Origin of the sequence: Lutibacter sp., from assembly GCF_040883305.1 — a bacterium.
Classification (GTDB): Bacteria; Bacteroidota; Bacteroidia; order Flavobacteriales; family Flavobacteriaceae; genus Lutibacter.
Window position 1 is genome coordinate 1 of the sequence record NZ_JBFLKT010000264.1, and the last position, 2735, is coordinate 2735.

Annotated in this window: 4 protein-coding genes; all 4 read left to right on the plus strand. The window is 27.7% G+C overall.

Annotated elements, in window-relative coordinates; genetic code table 11:
• Positions 1-462: hypothetical protein (locus AB1Z17_RS08265; protein WP_368051327.1), on the plus strand; the 462-nt coding region annotated here is incomplete at its 5' end.
• Between the two features lie 439 nt (positions 463-901).
• Positions 902-1174: a hypothetical protein gene (locus tag AB1Z17_RS08270; RefSeq protein WP_368051328.1), complete on the plus strand. Its 273-nt coding sequence runs from the start codon at positions 902-904 to the stop codon at positions 1172-1174.
• A gap of 57 nt (positions 1175-1231) precedes the next feature.
• Positions 1232-1759, plus strand: coding sequence for a RidA family protein (locus AB1Z17_RS08275; RefSeq protein ID WP_368051329.1), 528 nt, complete (start codon positions 1232-1234; stop codon positions 1757-1759).
• Between the two features lie 28 nt (positions 1760-1787).
• Complete coding sequence (locus tag AB1Z17_RS08280; protein ID WP_368051330.1) at positions 1788-2726, plus strand: NAD-dependent epimerase/dehydratase family protein; 939 nt, start codon at positions 1788-1790, stop codon at positions 2724-2726.
• Positions 2727-2735: the final 9 nt, after the last annotated feature.

A 2735-nucleotide genomic window follows, 5' to 3' on the forward strand; every position in this document is an offset into this window, starting at 1 on the left:
GGCTATAAAAAACCAAACTTATTAGTTAAAGAAGTACTACAAAATCAAAATAAATTAAACTTTGCAACTGACAATATTATTTTTCAAAACAGTACTATTGAAACACTTGAAAATACGGGAAATATAAAATTAATTCCAATAGATATAGGAAATAGATTGACCGAATTAAAACGCAGTCAAGAATTGGTTATTGAATTTGCCAATCTTAACTATGGTTATTATATGGATAATATTAATCAGACTGGATTATCAGGATCAATTCCTGGTTTTGAGGAAAGATTAAAGAATCAACCTGAATTAAAAAAATATTTGAAAATAGAAAATAATTCTGATAAAATTATATTGTCTATTGAATATGCTTCATTTCTAAAAATTTATAATGAAAGAACAAACATCAAACAATTCAAAACAATATTGACAAATATTGATACTATTATTGAGCTAATTAATTCTGACCTATAAAATTACCTTTAAATATTAGAAAATTATATTTTCAAAATAACAACTTTACATTCCTTAAAGAGTTGTAAGCAGTGTAAGTTACTAATGTTAAATTGTAATATTAAGTAAATCAATTATTTAAATAAGTTTTATCCATATTTTTCTTATATTTAGCTACTACTAACTATAAAAATAAATTATGATATCAGAAACTGTTTTTCTAAAATTGCTATTTTACACTTAATAATTACAAGAAATAAATTAGTAAACAATCCCATTTTTAGCTATTTAATATTAATCATATAAGTAATAAGTAAATTTTTTATTCCTTAAAATTAAAGAATTTAATTATTGATTTTATTAGATAGTTGTAACCTATAAAATTCACTAAAATACAGTTTTTAAACGGGGATCCCGAAAACCGATTAGAGTAAGTAAATATTTTTTAAAACTAAAAATAATGAAAAAAGTATTAGCAATTGTGCACTTAAAAGATGCAACCACAAAATCTTATGACAATTTATTAGTTGATTTAAAAGGAGCAAATCAAATAAAACTAAAATCAAGACCACATCATTTCGCCTCAATAAAAGAGAGTGAAATGCTAGTTGTTGACATCTGGGAATCAGTAGAGGGCTTTCAAAAATTTGGAGAAGTTATGGTGCCATTGGCAAAGAAACATGGCATTGATGCGCAACCTGAATTCTATCCACTGCACAATCAACTTGACTAATAAAAAACAAATAGGAATAAGCCAAAAAACCAAAGTAGGCACTAAATTATTATGATTATGAAAAAACTAACTAACACTATTAATCAATTTACTTTTAGTTTAATTCTATTGTCACTGACTTTTGCATTTCAAAGTTGCGAACAAAAAGAAAAAGAATCGATGAAAGTAACTAAACATGAAACAATTGTTAAAATTGAAAAGCCTGAATATTTTCAGTTGCGTCCTGAAGTAGAAAAAGCTTATGGATATTCACACGCCGTTAAAATTGGAAATAGTATTAAAGTTTCTGGAGCGGTAAGTATGGACGATGAAGGAAATCCAACAGCAATAGGAAATTTTGAGCAACAAATGAAAAATTGCTATGCAGATTTAGATAAAATATTAAAACATTATGGTTGTACTTTTGATGACGTAATTGTAGAAAATATTTTCACTACCAATATGCCACTTTTTCTTGAAAATGCTGGATATCGAAATTCTATTTATACAAAACAATTTCCTACAGGCTCTTGGCTTGGAGTTAAAGAGTTAGCAATACCAGAATTTATGATAGAAATTGAATTAGAAGTGCATAAGTCTGAGTAAATAATTAAACTAACTAAAAATAGATAATATGAAAACAGTAGGTATTATTGGAGGTTCCGGGTTTATTGGAAGTCACACCACAAAAAAGTTTTTGCAGGAAGGATATAAGGTAAGAGTTTCGGCAACAGATATATTAAAAACAGAAAAATATATCCATTTAAAAGCATTACCAAATGCACAAAACTTAGAAATTATCCCTCTAAAAGTTGAGAATAAAAAGCAATTAAAAGAATTTGTAAAAGGTTGTAATATAGTGGTTCATGGCGGCACTCCGTTTCAATTAGATGTTAAAGACCCAAAAACAGAATTATTTGACCCAACAATTAATGGAACAGAAAATTTTCTTGAAGTGGTTCATAAAAACCCAACTATTGAAAAGGTAGTTTTTGTTGCATCAGTAGCATCTTATAATACAAATTTTCCAATGCCTGCAGGTACTAAAAGCCCAGATGACACTTTTGATGAAAATGACACGCCATTTATTAGTGAGGAAAGCCACCCGTATGCACAAGCTAAATTTATTGCAAACCAATCCGTAGAAAAATTTATAAAAGAACATCCAAATACAGGTATAGAAATAACAAGTGTTTCTCCAGTTGGAGTGATGGGAAAATCGTTATCAAATAGAGAAGATTCTACTTCTTCTGGTTTGCAGTTTTTATTTAAAAATAATATAGCTCCTAATCCATTTATCCAAATGCTTTACGATACAGATGCAGAATTTGCATTGGTTGATGTAAAAGACGTGGCAGAAGCAATTTATAGTGCTAGTGTTAAAAATGGATTGCACGGTAAAAATTATTTATTAAGCAGTGAAAGTTGGAAAGTCTCCGATATTTCTGCAATGTTAAATAATAAGAAAACTGCTGGAAATGCAAGAATAGTTTACAAAAATGATGCAGCAAAACAAGATTTAAAAGTAACATTTAATCCAGTTATTATTTCACTAACGGAATTTAATATGTAAAATTTTTAC